This is a genomic window from Neisseriaceae bacterium CLB008 (assembly GCA_041228285.1).
In the GTDB taxonomy this organism is placed as follows: Bacteria; Pseudomonadota; Gammaproteobacteria; order Burkholderiales; family Neisseriaceae; genus JAGNPU01.
Genome location: CP166133.1, coordinates 2866399 through 2881867 on the forward strand (window position 1 = coordinate 2866399; position 15469 = coordinate 2881867).

The following is a 15469-nucleotide window of genomic DNA, read 5'->3' on the forward strand; positions in this document are numbered from 1 at the left end:
CTAAACTGGGAGCCACCCACACGCCGACGCTACACTGACGCCGTGGGTGGCGGCATGATTATTTCAAGAACGTCTCGGTCAAAGAGGCCCAATAGGCCGCAGCGGGCACAATGACCTCATCGTTAAAATCATAGCCAGGATTGTGAATCATGCACGTGCCAGGCCCATCGCCATTTCCTAGGAATAAATAGCCGCCATTGGGATTGGCCTCCAGCATGAAGGCAAAATCTTCACTGGCCATGATCGGGGCTGCATTGGCATGAACCTTGTCTTCCCCCACCAGCGCCTGCGCCACGGCAATACCAAAATCGGTGGCTTCAGGGCCATTCATCAACACCGGGCAGCGATTAATGTAGGTAATGTCTACCGTGGCACCAAAGCTTTGCGCCTGAGCCGTGATGATGTCGTGGATGCGCTGGGTCAGCAGGGCGCTCACGTCAGGATTCAGCGCCCGCACGCTCAATTTCAACAGAGCCTTACCGTTGATCACATTAGGGGCATCGCCTGCGTGAAAGGCCCCCACGGTAACCACGGCCTGCTCAAACGGGCTCACATTACGCGCCACCAAGCTTTGTAAGGCCACCACGATGTGGGCCCCCACCAGCGTGGCGTCCACGGTTCCCTGCGGAATGGCGCCATGACCACCAACGCCGCTGATCTCAACGTGAATGGTGTCTGAAGACGCCATCAGGGCACCGGTTTTAAAATGGAACTCACCAGCTTTCAATCCTGGCATATTGTGTAAGCCATAAATCATGTCGCAAGGGAATAAATCAAACAGGCCGTCTTCCAGCATGACTTTACCGCCATACAGCAATTCTTCTGCCGGCTGGAAAATCACGTGCAGCGTGCCATCAAACTGGCGTGTTTTGGCCAGATATTCGGCGGCGGCTAATAAAATGGTGGTGTGGCCATCGTGGCCACAGCCATGAAACTTTTTCGGGATGGTGCTGTGCCAAGGTTTGCCGCTGTCTTCCACAATGGGCAGGGCATCCATGTCGGCGCGAATGCCCAAACGCTTAGGGCCGTTGCCAACTTTCAAAGTGCCCACCACACCGGTTTTGGCTAAGCCTCGATGAACCTCATAGCCCCAAGAGGCTAGTTTTTCAGCCACTAGATCACTGGTTTTAACCTCTTCAAAACCCAGCTCTGGATGGCGGTGAATCTCACGGCGAATGTCGATGAACTGCTGTTCGTTGGCCTTAATCGCTTCGATAATGGGGTGTGTCATGATGGTTTCTCCTCGTTTTTTGGTTTAAGAACAAATTCATTCTAGGTCAATTAAACCCACCAAATAAGGACTATATTTGCCCAAAACAGGCCGATTTTCGTCATCACCGTTCGACAAAATACATTTACATCAAAAATAAAGGGTCTATTTTTGACATTTCTTCCCTAAACGCCCTAAACTGAATTCAAGACCATTTAAGAGTCAAAACAAGGAAAATAGCATGGCAGAACCACATCGCGCCGAATATGGCGTGGACGCCCACAGCATTAAATCCCTCTCTCACGGCGGCTATCCTGGCGTCACCTTACTCTACGTTTGCCAAGGTCAGCTCACCGTCAACAGCGACCTGCTCAATGCAACGCTACAAACGGGCGACGTTGTCTTGATCAATAAGAACCACCCCTATCGACTCAACAGCTTGACCGACAACGTGGTGATTCGCTTAACGGTGTCCAACCATTATTTTTCGCGCTATTACAAACGCTATTTTCAACACAGCTTCTGCCTCCCCAGCCCTTCTGCTACCTCGCCCCAAAGCAAACACCTACACACCCTCAAGAACCTGCTGACCAAGCTGTTGCTGACCCATAGCCATGGCCACGATGACTTTGCTCTCTTGGCCGCCAATCAATGCCTGTCCGAGATTTTGCTGATACTGGTGCTGTACTTTAAAACCGAAAATCCTTCCGCTCAGCGCCGCAACAGCGCCTTCAGCAAACGCATCAACAAAGTCATGGCCATCTTAGACAGTCGCTATCCTCTCAATCTTTCCTTAACCGAAATTGCCCAGGCCGAACACATTTCCCTAGCCTATCTGTCGCGATTATTCAAAAAAGAAGTCGGGCTGAGCTTTAGGCAATACGTGCTGAACCTCAAGTTTGAACACGCCGTGCGTGATCTGGTTGATACCGCCAAGCCCCTCTATCAAATCGCCCAAGAGCATGGCTTTCACAGCACCAAGCCATTCATCCAACGCTTCAAACAGACTTATCAGCAAACGCCGAATCAATTCCGAGCCCACTATAAAAACCATGCGCCGGAATCTGCTCATTCACTTCTGCCAGCCTTAAAGCCCCCTACCCATGCCGCCGAGACGCCCACGCTCATCGACCCCATTGATGCGCAACACCTGCTGGCGCTGATACACGACACGCCGCAGCGTCATGACGTCCCCACAACGCGCAGCGAGCATTACTACCCCGTAGACGCACAAACCATTGCCCTCAACCACGATAAAAAAAACACGTCGCTGCCTCAGCCAGACTGCCTCATCAATGTTGGTGAACTGCATGAGGTGTTGAAACAAACCACGCAGCAGCAGCTCTTACTGCTGCAACAGTCGGCACGGGTCGACTACGTCGCGATCCACCATTTAATCTCCGGCAGCACCATCTTGCCCGACTACCCCTCCGACGAACCGATCCCCTCCTTGTCTCCTTACACCCTAAGCGATCAGGCCATTGCCTTTTTAAAACGCAATCGCATGGCTTTATTCATCCACTTGAGTCACCACACCCTTTGCGCCGACCCAGAGGCTTATGAACACAAGCTAGCCCAATTCATTGCCCACAACATCAACGTTTTTGGCTTGGACTATCTCCAGAGCTGGCGTTTCATCTACACCGCATCCGACCAAGACACCACCCATAGCCCTGAGTTTGAACGTTGCTTTTTACACCTCAAGCAACGCCTAAACGCCTGGCTGACACACGCCCAATTAGGGGTATTAGGCCATTTCCCAGAACCATCGTCGCCGCGCAAAGACCCCTTTTTCACCAGCGCCTTAATCCAGGCCGCCGATTTTTTAGGCTATTGTGCCAATCCCAACGAACAGATCAATTTGGCCCAGGTCGGCAGCCAGTCCTTGGCCCATAGCGAACGCTACGTCCAAGAGAAAACCCAAAATATACGAAACAGTTTGAAATATCATGACTTGAGCCTGCCCTTATGCCTGCTCACTTGGAACACCTTAACCGGCGACACGCGTTACACCAACGGCCGTTTTTTCAGGGGTGCCTTAATTCTCAAAACCCTGATCGACCTGTCACGCCACGTCAGCAGCATCGGCTTTTGGCTCAACACCGAATATCAACAAGAGGCACTGCCCGAACGCATCAACATCAGCAGTCTGGCCCTGTTTCACATCTACAATACTAAGCGCCCCGCCTTTCATGCCCTCTCTTTTCGGTCTCGCTTGCACGGCCACGTGGTGGCTGCTGGGCCCGATTATTTTGTGACCCAAACCCAACAAGGCTATCAAGTTGTCTTAACCAACGCCACCGCCTTTAACCCCTATATTTCGGTTAAAGAACATTTGATGAATAACTTCAGAAAAGAAAAAACCTTTGTGTTCCAAGGCATGCAGCCCGGCACTTATCAAATCAAACAGTTTATTTTTGACCAACAGCACGGTGCCCTGTATCGCCAATTTGAGCGTTTCCCAACCCAATACGGTAAAGATGAAGAAATCATGACCCACCTTAGCCAAGCCATGCCCTCCCTAAGCGTCTATGATGAACACATCGAAACCGATTGGCGCATCATCAGCGCCTTAGACATCAACGCCGTGCATTTTTATGAATTAAGGCGGGTGTCTTAACCCCACGGCTGCGGAACATTTTGGCGCTAAGCGCCTCTATGATCACACACCAGCATAAAGCGCCATGCACACCGCCAGCGCATGCTATGCTGTCGTTATTTATCCTTGTTGCCCCATTTGAGACCCTATGGACCCACGCCCAGCTTATTTTGCTCCCATTCTCAGCCTGCTTGAATTTGCAGACTGGCCCAAGCTTAGCAAACGCCTCATCGACCTCACCTTAGACACCGATGACGCCGCTCAATACCAACAGACCGTCGCCCTGCTCGATTGGCTAGACACCGTCGATGCCCAGCATCCCGACGTCAAAACCCGCCTCAGCGCACGCCTGACTCAGCTCATCGACGTCTTGTCGGCACGGCCTACACCAGCCACAGCACCCGTTCTGATCAGCGCCCATGCTTTAACCCATATTTATGGCAGCCAACAAAGGCCTTTTCGGCTCGGCCCGATCAGCTTCCAGCTCCAGGCTAGCCAAGTAGCTGGCCTAGTGGGCGAAAATGGCAACGGCAAGACCACGCTGTTGCGTGTCCTATGCGGCGAACTGCGGCTAAGCTCTGGCGAGCTCACCCACCACATTGCGCCCACCAATGCCTATGAGCGCCGCAGCAAGCTAATCTACATCGCCCAGCGCACGCCCACATGGAAGGGCTCCCTCGTTGACAATCTGTCCTATATGGCCAGCCTGTATGGCTGCCGCGGCCCTAAAAATGCCCTCTTTGTCGATCTGGTCATCGCCCGCATGGGCTTACGCCACTATCGCCAACACCGTTGGGCCGATCTGTCCTCCGGCTACAAGATGCGCTTCGAGCTGGCGCGGGCCTTATTGTCCCAGCCGCAGCTTTTATTCATCGACGAACCCTTGGCCAACCTCGATATCCTGGCCCAGCAAACCGTGCTGGATGACTTTAAAGACATGACCCATTCGCCGTTTCGCCCCATGGCCTTAATGCTCAGCTCGCAGCAGCTGTATGAAGTAGAGCGTACGGCCGACTTTGTGCTGTTCCTCAAGCAAGGGCAGATGGACCACAACACCCAGCACGCCAATCCAGATGAGCCACAGCCCTTCATCATCGAATTAGACAGTGCTTGGTCGCAAGATCAGCTTCAACAAGCGCTCGGCCCCTTGGGCCTCACCCAAATTCAAAAAAATGGCGGCACCTATGTGTGTCAATTCCCTGCCGACGTCGAAGCCTACGCCTTTTTGCAGCTCGTCATTCAAGAGCGCATTCCCGTGACCAGCTACCGCGACATTTCCCATTCAACCCGCCGTTTCTTTTTAAACGCCTGAAGACGACTATGATTGCCCACTTGACCACCCAATTGCGCCAGCGCTTTCCCATGCTGTGGAACATCCGTCTGGTGCCCATGAGCCTCATCATCGCGGCGCTATACGCCTTTTTATTCGCCCTAGGCTTCTTGTTTCAAGGTAAAAGCCTAGAATACGTCGACGCCGGCAGCGCTGGCATTTACTTTCTCTCGTTCATCGCCAGCCTACTGGTCTTCATCGGCTGGCTAATGGTGTACAGCCGCAACAACGGTTTTCGCTTTTTCGCCCCGCGCAGCGTCGCCCAGCTATGGGGCGAATGGCTGTTGATTCTGTGCCTCACCTCTAGCCTTTGTGCGCTACCGCTGGCCTTCACCGCCGGCGCCGTGAGCCGAATTTACGCCAGCAACAGCGTGGTCGAGGCGCAGAAGAACCGCACCTTGCTCGAAGCCATTCAAATCCTCATGCCCTACGACACCGAGCCATATCGCTACGTCGCCGGCCAGCATCAACCGCTGCCCATTCCGGCTAACTTAACCCTACAGCCCGACCAGCTGCCTATGGATGACTACGCCGTGCGCGCCGACGCCGCTGAGCGGTTAACCATCACGGGCTATAAGGGCACTTCGCTGCTGTTCTTTCACGCCCTAGACGCCAACAAACCCTTAAGCGAATCGCAGCTACGCGTACTGGGCTGGCTAAAAACAGGGCAAGCGGAGCCCATCTTGGCCTTAATGCAGGAGTATCAAGCCTTATTACAACACCATGGCCGCCAAATGAGCTTCAGCCCCGACGCGTGGTGGGCGCGCCTCAACCAGCCGCCGTTTTTCATTCTGGCGCCCGAATACGGCCTTGAAGATGAGGCCCTGAGCAATCCATTCACCACCATTCGCCCTCTGGATTATGCGGACTACCGCGATTGGGAAGCCCTAAGCGAACGACAAGAGATGGTGCTGGATCAACACCATTTCCGCTTCAATTGGCTGTGGCTGCCGTTGAGCTTCGCCCTCATGTGGGGCTTAATGCTGTCGCTAGCGGTGTTCTCATTCCGCCTCAGCAGCGGCAAAACCTGGCTCAAAGCCGCCCTCAGCGCAGGCGTTTTATTACTGCTGTCGGGCTTTTTAGGCATTTCTCATGCTGGCAACGGCGTCTTCAGCCTCTTTTGGATCATCATCTGGACAGGCACGCTGGCGCTGATGCTGTATCGCTGCCGCCACGGACACGCTAAAGGCCGCACCACCATCGCCATGCACTTTCTGTTCTGGCTACCACCGTGGCTGCTGCTGGTGCTGTTTGATCACTTCAGTCGGATGCGTGACGACGAGCTGTTCGAACCGTTTGGCCTAACCTATCTGGTCACCACCTGGCTGGCCATGCTGTTGCTGATGCCGCTTTTAATCGCTTTGGTGCGACGCTGGAAAGCCTTACCCGAAGCCTAAGCAGACCACAAAAAACCGCTGCCGGATGACCGACAGCGGTTTTTTCATGCCTGTACAATAGGCTAGCTGCCAGCTAAATAGCACGGCTGGTGGTGATCGTTGACCAAGCCCGCCGCCTGCATAAAAGCATAGCAAATGGTCGAACCCACAAATTTAAAGCCACGCTTTTTAAGCGCCTTAGCCAGCGCATCAGAAGCCTCCGTACTGGCGGGCACCTCCGCCATGGTCCGACGCACGGGCGCGCCCTCAGGGGCCGCAAAACCCCACACAAAATCGGCAAAGTCTTCACCCGCGGCCTGCATGGCCAAATAAGCGCGCGCATTACCGATGATGGCCTGAATCTTGCCGCGATGCCGAATCAAGCCCGCATCCAACACCAGCCGTTCGACATCTGCCTCAGTCATGGCAGCTACCTTTTCAGGCATAAAGTCATAAAAACAGGCCATATAATGGGCCCGCTTACGCAATACCGTAATCCACGACAGGCCAGCTTGCTGACCCTCCAAGCACAGCAGCCCAAACAACGCCTCAGCATCGTGTACCGGCCGGCCCCATTCTTCATCATGGTAGGCCTGATATAAGGGGTCGTCCGACACCCAAGCGCAACGTGATGTCGTCATGGGCTAGTCCGTAAAGAAAAAACGAATGATGTGGAAGAACACCGGCGCCGAAAAACAAAGTGAATCAATACGGTCCATCATGCCGCCGTGGCCCTGAATCATGGCGCCAAAGTCTTTAATGCCCACGTCGCGTTTAATCGCCGACATACATAGGCCGCCGGCAAAGCCTGCCAGCGTAATGGCCAGAGAAATCAACGCCGCCTGCCAAGGCGCAAAGGGGGTAATCCACCACAGTGAAGTCCCTAGCAGCACGGCCGCCCCAATCCCGCCAAAAAAACCTTCACGGGTTTTGTTCGGGCTAACATTAGGCGCGATCGGGCGCTTGCCCCACAGCTTGCCAAAAATATACTGCAAGACGTCTGAACCTTGCACCACAATCATCAAGAATAAAATCAGCTTGATGTTTTCACCGCTGAAACCATCGATGTCCAACATCAATAAGGCCGGCACGTGGCTGATGCAGTAAATCGCAATCATCAAGCTCCACTGGATTTTGGCCATCCGCCCCATATAGTCGGTCGTGTCGCCGCCCATGGCGATCAGCGTGGGCACAAACAAGAAGACATACACCGGGATTAAAATCGAAAACAGGCCATACCAACCGGTGGCCACCAGCACATATTGCAGCGGCAAGATGACGAAGAAGCACACGAACAGCGTGTGGTGATCGCTGGGCTTAGTCGGCGTCAGCGTCAAGCATTCGCGTAGGGCAAAAAACGAAATCAGCACAAATAAAATCACCGAGCCGGTGGTGCCTACCAATAGCGCAATGGTGACCACAATACACATCAACCACCACGCCCGAATGCGGGCATTGAGGTTTTCAATCGTCGCCTTGGCCGAACCTTGACCATACAGCTTGGCCAACACAAAGCCGATCACGCTGGCCACCAGCAACAGCGCAAACAAGCCTTGCAATAACACTCTTAAATTGGCATCGACATGAGTCATGGGGCCAGCTCCTCTAGGGCCTGTTGGGCACGGGCCAAAAATTGGTGACGATCTTCTTCGGCACCTAAGGGCGCAATCGGCGCGCCAAAGGTCGCCGAACAAATGATCGGTACGATCAGCTTCGAGCCCTTAGGCAAGACGCGATTGAGGTTTTCTAAATAAACGGGAATGAATTCTGCCTCGGGGTATTGCTTAATTAAATGATAAAGCCCGCTTTTAAACGCCCCTACGCCGTCACCGCTGTTGCGCGTGCCTTCAGGAAAGATGATGATGGCCTCGTTTTGTGCCAGTAAAGTCCCCATGGCGGCAATCGGGTTTTCTGCCACCTCGCCTTCAGCGCTGGGTTTCTGACGATTAATCAATAAAGCCTTAAACACATACTGGGCAATATACCGTTTCAACGGCGTGGCGTCCCAATAGTCTCGTGCCGCCACGGGGTGCACCGTCGGGCGCAGCTCCTTAGGCATACCTGCCCAAATCACCAAACCATCCAAATGGCTAGAGTGGTTGGCGTAATACACTCGGGCGCCCGCTTTCGGGGCACAGCCTTGCCAGCGCACCTGCACACCGGTAATCAAACGACTCAACAGCACCAAAACATAGCCGGTAAAGGCCTGTCCCCAGCGCCAACGCATGTAAAACGCATCATTTTGCTCGTTCATGTAAGTCCTCCAATACCCCGACGGTACGACGCCAAGCCGTCCACGCGCTGCCGATTACAATCAGCACCAACGCTGCCAACATAAGCTTAGCTGCCCATTCAGCAGGCACGAAAGCGCCGACAAGCGCCGCCACGGTCAGCAGCGCCATGCGTTGCTGCTTGGCCATGGGCCCGCTGAATTTTTGCGTGAGGCCACAGCTGCCGCCCAACACGCGCACATAGGCCGTCGCCATCGCAAAGAGCGCCGCCGCCCAGCCCAAATGCGCCGCCCACGGCCAAGCGCTCAAGCCATAGCCCACGCCGAGCAAAATCAAGCTGTCTGCCACGCGATCAGGCAATTCATTATAAACTTCCCCACCAGGGGTTTTCAGACCGCCCTCAACCGCGACCATGCCATCAAACAGATTACACAATAGCCGTCCTTGAATAAACAGCGCCGCCAGCACCAGCAGCACGCGCTGGCCTACATCGGCGGCATAGCCTAAGCCCACCCAAAAACAAAACCCTGCCAGCAGCGCAAAGCCCATGCTGGCCACTGAAATCTGATTCGGCAACACGCCTTTTTGCGTCAGCATCGTGGCCGTCGCCGCGACCACGCGATTGCCGCGCGCCTTAATTGGCCGTCTGTTTTCTACGCTCATTTCAACCTCTTTTCTTGGCAGTACCCTGCCGTCCTTTATCGACCATCAAGCCAGCAAACCTTTACTAGACATAAAAAAGCCCATGATCTTCAAAAGCATCATAGGCAGTACTTGCTGTTCCGGTCGCATGGTTTTTAACCGCCAAAATAGCGATTGGCGGCCACGCTGACGATGATGCCGATCACGGCGATCAATAATAATTTAGTGATTAAATTCATGAAATGCTCTCTTAGACTGAAAAATAAAAGGTTGCCTAAGGCCTAGGCAACCTTTTTAGTATCAGCATGATAGTACAGCTCGGATTAGTCTTGCAATACAGTCGCGAACGCAGAAGCCACATAATCCACGTTGTCGTTGTTTAAACCAGCCACACACATACGGCCAGAACCCACTAGATAAATGGCAAACTCGTCTTTTAAACGGTTAACCTGGGCTTCAGTCAAGCCGGTAAAGCTGAACATGCCGCGCTGGTTCAAGAAGTAAGAAAAATCTTTACCTGGTACTTTCGCGCTCAATACGTCGTACAGCTTTTGACGCATTTCTTTAATGCGTACGCGCATTTGCGCCACTTCCTCAGCCCATTCAGCGTGTAGCTCAGGATTGTTCATCACTTCAGCAGTAATGTAGGCACCGTGTGCAGGCGGATTAGAATAAGTACGGCGGATCACCAGCTTTAGCTGGCCCATTACTAGGTCGGCTTCTTCTTTGCTTGGGCTCACCACTGATAAGCCACCACAGCGCTCGCCGTAGTAAGACAGGTTTTTGGAGAACGAATTGCTCACGAAGAACGACACGCCTGCATTCATCATCGCACGGATGGCGAACACGTCTTCTTCTAAGCCATCGCCAAAGCCTTGGTAGGCAATGTCCATAAACGGAATCAATTCACGCTCTTGCACCACGGCAATCACTTGGTTCCACTGTTCTGGGCTCAAATCCACGCCGGTTGGGTTGTGGCAGCAAGGGTGAAGCAAGACGATGGTTTGTTTTGGCAAGGTTTTAAACAAAGACAGCATGTCTTCGAAACACACGCCGCCGGTTTCAGCATCGTAGTAAGGGTATTTTTTAACTTTAATGCCCGCGCCTTCAAAAATGGCGATGTGGTTGGCCCAAGTTGGGTCGCTCACATAGCATTCGCTGTTCGGGAAGTAGGTGTGCAGGAAATCGGCGCCAATTTTCAAGGCACCTGAGCCTCCCAAGGTTTGCACCGTTGCGATACGGCCTTCTTTGACTGCTGCCGCGTCGGTGCCAAACAATAGGTTTTGCACGGCGCTACGGTAAGCTGCCAAGCCTTCCATCGGCAAATAAGAGCGTGGGCTTAGATGCTCAGCACGAGCGGTTTCGGCTTTTTTAACCGTGTCTAATAAAGGCAACAGACCAGCGCCGTCTTGATACAGGCCAATGCTAAGGTTAACCTTAGGCGAACGGGTATCTTTATTGTACGCATCAACTAAACCAAAAATCGGGTCACCAGGGTAAAAATCAACGTGCTGAAACATGGTTACTGTCCTATAAAAGTCAACGATTAATGTGACCGCATCACACGGGCACAGCCTTTCATTCTAACCCAATCGCCCCAAAAGAAAAGCCCGTTTTTTGAAAAAAAAGTCAAAAAACGGGCACTTTATGGCGTTGGGTGTGGCGCATTAGGCCTGTGACGCTTTAATCTTCGGCGATCACCATCTCACCCTTAAGCGAGAACGTCCCTGCTGCGGTAATCTTTAAATCCACCATTTGGTTGATCAGACGCGGATTGCCCACGAAATTCACCACCCGATTATTCTCGGTCCGCGCCTGTAGCTGATTTGGGTCTTTCTTAGAAATGCCCACCACCAAACAGGGCTGTACCGAATCGACCATGCTCAGGTTAATGCGCTTGGTTTCGGCCTCAATCACTTCATTCAAGGCTTCTAAACGGCGTACTTTCTCACTGTGCGGCGTTTCGTCCGGCAGGTTCGCGGCCGGCGTGCCGGGGCGTGCGCTGTAAATAAATACATAGCTCAAATCAAAGGCGACATCTTTTACCAATTTAAGCGTTGCCTCGAACTCGGCTTCGGTCTCACCCGGGAAACCCACGATGAAATCTGAGCTTAAGCATAGGTCAGGGCGAATGGCGCGCAGCTTACGAATGATGGATTTATACTCTAGGGCGGTATAGCCGCGTTTCATGGCCGCTAAAACGCGATCTGAGCCGCTTTGAACCGGCAAGTGTAGGTGAGACACCAATTTAGGCAGCTTGCGGTAGCACTCGATGATGCGGTCGTTAAACTCACGCGGATGGCTGGTGGTGAAGCGAATGCGTTCAATGCCAGGAATCTCATGCACAAACTCCAGCAGCATGGCAAAGTCACAGATTTCACCGTCGGCCATCTTGCCGTAATAGGCATTCACGTTTTGGCCCAAGAGATTAATTTCTTTCACCCCTTGCGCCGCTAGGCCGGCCACTTCAACCAATACGTCTTCAAACGGGCGCGACACTTCTTCACCACGGGTGTAAGGCACCACGCAGAAGCTGCAATACTTAGAACAGCCTTCCATGATCGACACGAACGCTGAGCCGCCTTCGACACGTGCGGGCGGCAGATGGTCGAATTTTTCAATTTCGGGGAAAGAAATGTCGACTTGCGGCACGCCGCTGGCTTTTTTGTCGTCAATCAACTGTGGCAAGCGATGTAAGGTTTGTGGACCGAATACCACGTCCACATAGGGCGCGCGCTTGATGATGGTCTCACCCTCTTGCGACGCCACGCAGCCGCCGACGCCAATTACTAGGTTAGGATTCTTCTCTTTAAATTTACGCACACGGCCCAAATCCGAGAACACTTTCTCCTGCGCCTTTTCGCGAATGCTACAGGTGTTAAACAAGATGATGTCTGCCTCTTCGGGCAGATCGGTACGCGTCAATGCCTCGCCCTGAGCCAGAACGTCGAGCATTTTATCGGAGTCATATTCATTCATCTGACAGCCGAAGGTCCGGATGTATACTTTTTTCATGATGTGCTGTGTCCAAATGGTCTGAACAACGCGTGAACGCAATTCAAAAACAACGGTTACAAATTCAAAAGATGAGCAGGTTTACTCAGCCGATTACCATAACCCTCTATTCAGTAAGCCTATGGTAAGGAGCCTTTACAAATAAGAAAAGCCAACCCCGAAGGGCTGGCTTTTTAAGCATATTGGCTTACTCTTCAGCAGAAGTAACTTCTGCTGCGCGGTCTACCAATTCAACCAAGGCCATAGGTGCATTGTCGCCAGGACGGAAGCCGTATTTAAGAATACGAACATAACCGCCATTGCGTGCAGCAAAGCGAGGACCCAAATCACCGAATAACTTAACCACTACGTCACGATCGCGGGTGCGGTCGAAAGCCAAGCGGCGGTTAGCCAATGAAGGTTTTTTACCTAGAGTGATCAAAGGCTCAGCGATACGGCGAAGCTCTTTGGCTTTAGGCAAAGTGGTCACGATGGTTTCATGGGTCAACAAAGAGTTTGCCATGTTACGAAGCATAGCCATACGATGGCTGCTCGTGCGATTTAATTTACGATTACTATTACGATGACGCATGTCATTAGTCCTTTAATCTTTAACTTACGGCTTTTCTAAACCTGCAGGTGGCCAAGTTTCTAACTTAGAACCCAAGGTCAAGCCTTTAGAAGCCAAAACTTCTTTAATTTCATTTAGTGATTTACGGCCAAGATTAGGCGTTTTCAACAACTCAGTTTCGGTACGTTGAATCAAATCACCAATGTAATAAATATCTTCGGCTTTCAAGCAGTTTGCAGAACGAACAGTAAGCTCAAGATCGTCAACAGGACGCAACAAAATCGGATCGATTGGTGGTGTTTTTTCAACCACTTCTTCAACAGGAGTCCCTTGCAAGTCAGCAAAAATTGACATTTGGTCAATTAAGATACGCGCCGAGGCACGTACTGCTTCTTCTGGCTCTACCACACCGTTGGTTTCAATATCTAAAACCAAACGGTCCAAGTCTGTGCGTTGCTCTACACGAGCAGATTCAACAGAAAAGCTTACACGGCTAACAGGAGAGAAGCTGGCATCCATCAAGATGGCGCCGATTTCCCGATTGTCGTCCTTGCCTTTACGGCTAGCAACTGGCTGATAACCACGACCTTTTTCTACCTTGATTTCCATATCGACGCTACCGTTACCAGATAAATGGCAGATAACGTGTTCTGGATTAATCAACTCAACATCATGAGGCAGTTCAATATCGCTAGCGCACACAGCACCTTCACCTGATTTTTTCAAGCGTAGGATAACCGTGTCACGACCCTCAAGTTTGAACACCACACCTTTGAGGTTCAAAAGGATGTCAACAACGTCCTCTTGAACCCCTTCAAGGGTCGAGTACTCATGTAATACGCCAGAGATGGTCACTTCGGTAGGCGCAAAACCATTCATGGAAGACAACAAAATCCGACGCAAGGCATTACCTAAAGTATGGCCGAAACCACGTTCAAATGGCTCCATAGATACTTTAGCACGCGTTGCCGAAATTGGCTCCACATCAATTACGCGGGGTTTCAAAAATTCCGAAGCGCTATTTTGCATATTCATTTCCTCAACTGACTAGCGATTATTTAGAGTAGAATTCAACGACTAGTTGTTCGTTAATATCACCAGTTAGCTCAGAACGATCAGGTACATTTTTAAAGGTACCTTCCATTTTTTGTGGATCCACAGACACCCAGCTTGGGAAGCCAATTTGACCTGCCAATGCCAAGGCTTCTTGGATACGTACTTGTTTGCGAGATTTCTCACGCACAACAACCACATCGCCAGCTTTAACTTGGTAAGATGGAATGTTTACTACTTGGCCATTCACCATAAAGGCTTTGTGACTAACCATTTGACGTGCTTCCGCACGAGTAGAACCAAAACCCATACGATAAACAACGTTATCTAAACGAGATTCCAACAATTGCAACAACAATTCGCCGGTAGAGCCTTTGCGACGATCAGCTTCAGCAAAGTAACGACGGAATTGACGTTCCAACACACCGTAGATACGGCGGATTTTTTGTTTTTCGCGTAGCTGTACGCCGTAGTCAGACAAACGGGTGCGACGAGCACCGTGTTGGCCTGGAGGGGTATCCAGCTTACATTTTGACTCTAGCGAACGACGGGCACTTTTCAAAAATAGATCAGTACCTTCACGACGTGCTAGTTTACACTTGGGGCCTATGTAACGTGCCATAACTCTTTAACTCCAAATCTTAGATACGACGTTTTTTCGGTGGACGACAACCGTTATGAGGAACGGGCGTCACGTCTGAAATGCTGGTGATTTTGAAGCCAAGAGCATTTAGCGCACGAACAGATGACTCACGACCAGGACCTGGGCCCTTAATGCGAACTTCTAAATTCTTAACGCCATACTCTTGGGCAACTTTACCAGCTGCTTCAGCTGCTACTTGAGCAGCAAAAGGTGTGCTTTTACGAGAACCTTTAAAACCAGCGCCGCCTGAGGTAGCCCAAGATAATGCATTGCCTTGGCGGTCGGTGATAGTAATGATGGTGTTATTGAACGACGCGTGAACGTGAACAATGCCCTCACTGACGGTTTTGCGTACTTTCTTGCGCACACGAGAAGCTGTGTTTGCTTTTGCCATTTCTAATTTCCTTTAATGATTACTTCTTGCCTGCAATCGCTTTACGAGGACCTTTACGGGTACGCGCGTTAGTGCGAGTGCGTTGACCGCGACATGGTAAACCACGGCGGTGACGAAGACCACGGTAACTACCCATGTCCATCAAACGTTTAATGCTCATGGTTACTTCACGACGTAAGTCACCTTCAACTTCGAATTTGGCAACTTCATTACGTAACGTTTCCAACTCAGCATCAGTTAGATCTTTAACCTTAGTCGCAGTGTTAATGCCTGCGCTTTGGCAAATCAATTTAGCACGGGTGCTGCCAATACCATAAATGGCCTGTAAACCAATTACGGCATGAGCGTTATTAGGGATATTTACCCCTGCAATACGGGCCATAATTTTTCCTTAGAGCGAAAAATACGAACTATAACATAAATTCA

15 protein-coding genes are annotated in these 15469 nt (G+C 51.5%); 3 read left to right on the forward strand and 12 right to left on the reverse strand.

The genetic code is table 11. The features are described 5' to 3' along the window. Nucleotides 1-58 precede the first annotated feature (58 nt). Entirely contained in the window at nucleotides 59-1231 is a 1173-nt protein-coding gene (locus AB8Q18_13200; GenBank protein XDZ51117.1) for a M20 aminoacylase family protein, read from the reverse strand. Between the two features lie 220 nt (nucleotides 1232-1451). Between AB8Q18_13200 and AB8Q18_13205 the strand changes: the two genes are divergently transcribed. The 3 genes from AB8Q18_13205 (at nucleotide 1452) to AB8Q18_13215 (ending at nucleotide 6536) form a co-directional block, all read left to right on the forward strand. Next, a complete protein-coding gene (locus tag AB8Q18_13205) occupies nucleotides 1452-3830 on the forward strand; it encodes a helix-turn-helix domain-containing protein (protein ID XDZ51118.1) in 2379 nt (792 codons plus the stop codon). Between the two features lie 127 nt (nucleotides 3831-3957). Beyond that, entirely contained in the window at nucleotides 3958-5121 is a 1164-nt protein-coding gene (locus AB8Q18_13210; protein XDZ51119.1) for an ATP-binding cassette domain-containing protein, read from the forward strand. A gap of 8 nt (nucleotides 5122-5129) precedes the next feature. Further along, nucleotides 5130-6536, forward strand: coding sequence for a hypothetical protein (locus tag AB8Q18_13215; GenBank protein XDZ51120.1), 1407 nt, complete (start codon nucleotides 5130-5132; stop codon nucleotides 6534-6536). 62 nt (nucleotides 6537-6598) lie between these two features. Here the strand turns inward: AB8Q18_13215 and AB8Q18_13220 are convergent, their stop codons facing one another. From AB8Q18_13220 to rpsM, 11 genes are all read right to left on the reverse strand, one after another. Then, nucleotides 6599-7156, reverse strand: a complete 558-nt coding sequence (locus tag AB8Q18_13220) for a DNA-3-methyladenine glycosylase I (GenBank protein ID XDZ51121.1) — start codon at nucleotides 7154-7156, stop codon at nucleotides 6599-6601. A gap of 3 nt (nucleotides 7157-7159) precedes the next feature. Beyond that, a complete protein-coding gene (locus AB8Q18_13225) occupies nucleotides 7160-8107 on the reverse strand; it encodes a phosphatidate cytidylyltransferase (protein ID XDZ51122.1) in 948 nt (315 codons plus the stop codon). After that, nucleotides 8104-8769: a lysophospholipid acyltransferase family protein gene (locus AB8Q18_13230; protein ID XDZ51123.1), complete on the reverse strand. Its 666-nt coding sequence runs from the start codon at nucleotides 8767-8769 to the stop codon at nucleotides 8104-8106. The genes AB8Q18_13225 and AB8Q18_13230 overlap by 4 nt, the downstream gene beginning before the upstream one ends. Then, nucleotides 8753-9409 (reverse strand): CDP-alcohol phosphatidyltransferase family protein, encoded by a 657-nt coding sequence (locus AB8Q18_13235; protein XDZ51124.1) that lies wholly within the window; start codon nucleotides 9407-9409, stop codon nucleotides 8753-8755. Before AB8Q18_13235 ends, AB8Q18_13230 begins: the two co-directional genes overlap by 17 nt. A 302-nt stretch (nucleotides 9410-9711) precedes the next feature. Then, complete coding sequence (locus tag AB8Q18_13240; protein ID XDZ51125.1) at nucleotides 9712-10908, reverse strand: aromatic amino acid transaminase; 1197 nt, start codon at nucleotides 10906-10908, stop codon at nucleotides 9712-9714. Between the two features lie 163 nt (nucleotides 10909-11071). Then, nucleotides 11072-12403 (reverse strand): tRNA (N6-isopentenyl adenosine(37)-C2)-methylthiotransferase MiaB, encoded by a 1332-nt coding sequence (miaB, locus tag AB8Q18_13245; protein XDZ51126.1) that lies wholly within the window; start codon nucleotides 12401-12403, stop codon nucleotides 11072-11074. Between the two features lie 187 nt (nucleotides 12404-12590). Then, entirely contained in the window at nucleotides 12591-12974 is a 384-nt protein-coding gene (rplQ, locus tag AB8Q18_13250) for a 50S ribosomal protein L17 (GenBank protein ID XDZ51127.1), read from the reverse strand. Between the two features lie 24 nt (nucleotides 12975-12998). Continuing rightward, nucleotides 12999-13982: a DNA-directed RNA polymerase subunit alpha gene (gene rpoA, locus AB8Q18_13255; GenBank protein ID XDZ51128.1), complete on the reverse strand. Its 984-nt coding sequence runs from the start codon at nucleotides 13980-13982 to the stop codon at nucleotides 12999-13001. A gap of 25 nt (nucleotides 13983-14007) precedes the next feature. Continuing rightward, nucleotides 14008-14628, reverse strand: coding sequence for a 30S ribosomal protein S4 (rpsD, locus tag AB8Q18_13260; protein XDZ51129.1), 621 nt, complete (start codon nucleotides 14626-14628; stop codon nucleotides 14008-14010). 19 nt (nucleotides 14629-14647) lie between these two features. Further along, entirely contained in the window at nucleotides 14648-15043 is a 396-nt protein-coding gene (gene rpsK / locus AB8Q18_13265; protein ID XDZ51130.1) for a 30S ribosomal protein S11, read from the reverse strand. A gap of 19 nt (nucleotides 15044-15062) precedes the next feature. Further along, the gene (gene rpsM / locus AB8Q18_13270) at nucleotides 15063-15425 is read right to left on the reverse strand and encodes a 30S ribosomal protein S13 (GenBank protein ID XDZ51131.1); all 363 of its coding nucleotides are present in this window, start codon (nucleotides 15423-15425) and stop codon (nucleotides 15063-15065) included. Nucleotides 15426-15469 lie beyond the last annotated feature (44 nt).

What these genes read in the sequence shown, in the direction of transcription:
- AB8Q18_13230 (XDZ51123.1), bottom strand. Translation starts at nt 8,769, where the DNA reads ATGAACGAGCAAAATGATGCGTTTTACATGCGTTGGCGCTGGGGACAG.
- rplQ (XDZ51127.1), bottom strand. Translation starts at nt 12,974, where the DNA reads ATGCGTCATCGTAATAGTAATCGTAAATTAAATCGCACGAGCAGCCAT.
- AB8Q18_13235 (XDZ51124.1), bottom strand. Translation starts at nt 9,409, where the DNA reads ATGAGCGTAGAAAACAGACGGCCAATTAAGGCGCGCGGCAATCGCGTG.
- AB8Q18_13210 (XDZ51119.1), top strand. Translation starts at nt 3,958, where the DNA reads ATGGACCCACGCCCAGCTTATTTTGCTCCCATTCTCAGCCTGCTTGAA.
- AB8Q18_13215 (XDZ51120.1), top strand. Translation starts at nt 5,130, where the DNA reads ATGATTGCCCACTTGACCACCCAATTGCGCCAGCGCTTTCCCATGCTG.
- AB8Q18_13240 (XDZ51125.1), bottom strand. Translation starts at nt 10,908, where the DNA reads ATGTTTCAGCACGTTGATTTTTACCCTGGTGACCCGATTTTTGGTTTA.
- miaB (XDZ51126.1), bottom strand. Translation starts at nt 12,403, where the DNA reads ATGAAAAAAGTATACATCCGGACCTTCGGCTGTCAGATGAATGAATAT.
- AB8Q18_13220 (XDZ51121.1), bottom strand. Translation starts at nt 7,156, where the DNA reads ATGACGACATCACGTTGCGCTTGGGTGTCGGACGACCCCTTATATCAG.
- AB8Q18_13225 (XDZ51122.1), bottom strand. Translation starts at nt 8,107, where the DNA reads ATGACTCATGTCGATGCCAATTTAAGAGTGTTATTGCAAGGCTTGTTT.
- rpoA (XDZ51128.1), bottom strand. Translation starts at nt 13,982, where the DNA reads ATGCAAAATAGCGCTTCGGAATTTTTGAAACCCCGCGTAATTGATGTG.
- rpsK (XDZ51130.1), bottom strand. Translation starts at nt 15,043, where the DNA reads ATGGCAAAAGCAAACACAGCTTCTCGTGTGCGCAAGAAAGTACGCAAA.
- AB8Q18_13205 (XDZ51118.1), top strand. Translation starts at nt 1,452, where the DNA reads ATGGCAGAACCACATCGCGCCGAATATGGCGTGGACGCCCACAGCATT.
- AB8Q18_13200 (XDZ51117.1), bottom strand. Translation starts at nt 1,231, where the DNA reads ATGACACACCCCATTATCGAAGCGATTAAGGCCAACGAACAGCAGTTC.
- rpsM (XDZ51131.1), bottom strand. Translation starts at nt 15,425, where the DNA reads ATGGCCCGTATTGCAGGGGTAAATATCCCTAATAACGCTCATGCCGTA.
- rpsD (XDZ51129.1), bottom strand. Translation starts at nt 14,628, where the DNA reads ATGGCACGTTACATAGGCCCCAAGTGTAAACTAGCACGTCGTGAAGGT.